Below are 855 nucleotides of genomic sequence, written 5' to 3' on the forward strand. Positions count from 1 at the left end.
GCGGATTACTTGGGATGGATACCGATGATTCACGCATTAAAAACTCGTTGGAATGGGCAAAAGAGAATGGAATGCAGTACGAAATTGAATTTGAAAGCTGTTGCGAGTATTTTGACCATCCTAACACAACAATCGTGACAGCAAAACGCGGCGATTGTGTAGTAAAGGTAGGCGGAGCATCACTTGGTGGTGGTTTATCCAAGATTTTCATGATAGACGACGATATGGTAGCGATTCGTCTCAGTGCAGGTGATGACTTTTCAGCCCTTGCTAGTTCTTATCATCCAAGAAAGAAAGTAATGGACAAGGCTATATGATGGAAATCCAGACCATGAAAGAATTAAATGAAGCTTGTCAAAGAGAAGAAAAAAGCATTGGCGAAATCATGCTAATGATGGAAGCAGAAAAGTCAGGAAGAGACCAACAAGCTATTATCAGTATGATGGAAGAACGATTGATTAAAATGAAGGAAGCCGTTGATAACGGTATAAAGGATGCCACAACCGCACCGAGTGGAATTTCTGGCGGAGATGCTGTGAAAATGAATGATTACGTTCAACAAGGTAAATCTTTGTCAGGCAGCTATATAAGCAACGCAATGAGCTTTTCATTGGCAACTTCTGAAAGTAACGCCCGAATGGGGGTCATTRTAGCTACCCCAACTGCGGGTGCAGCAGGGATTCTGCCTGGGGTACTGTTTTCGCTTCATAAAAATGATGGCACGCCTTATAAAGATTTAGTTATGGGGTTATTCACGGCAAGTATGCTCGGGCTTGTCATTGCGAACCGTTCTTTCATTTCGGGGGCTGCTGGAGGCTGTCAAGCAGAGGTGGGCTCCGCAACGGCCATGGCAGC

At 44.3% G+C, this 855-nt stretch carries 1 protein-coding gene and 1 pseudogene; both read left to right on the forward strand.

From position 1 onward, the window contains the following. A pseudogene (locus tag AC1DUW_RS30810) lies at window positions 1-317 on the forward strand (hypothetical protein); the annotation flags it as partial. Next, on the forward strand, window positions 314-855 hold a 542-nt coding region (locus AC1DUW_RS30815; RefSeq protein WP_477644448.1), incomplete at its 3' end, for an L-serine ammonia-lyase, iron-sulfur-dependent, subunit alpha. The pseudogene AC1DUW_RS30810 and the gene AC1DUW_RS30815, both read left to right, overlap by 4 nt.

The sequence above is a fragment of the Peribacillus sp. P4_C12 genome (genome assembly GCF_056402095.1).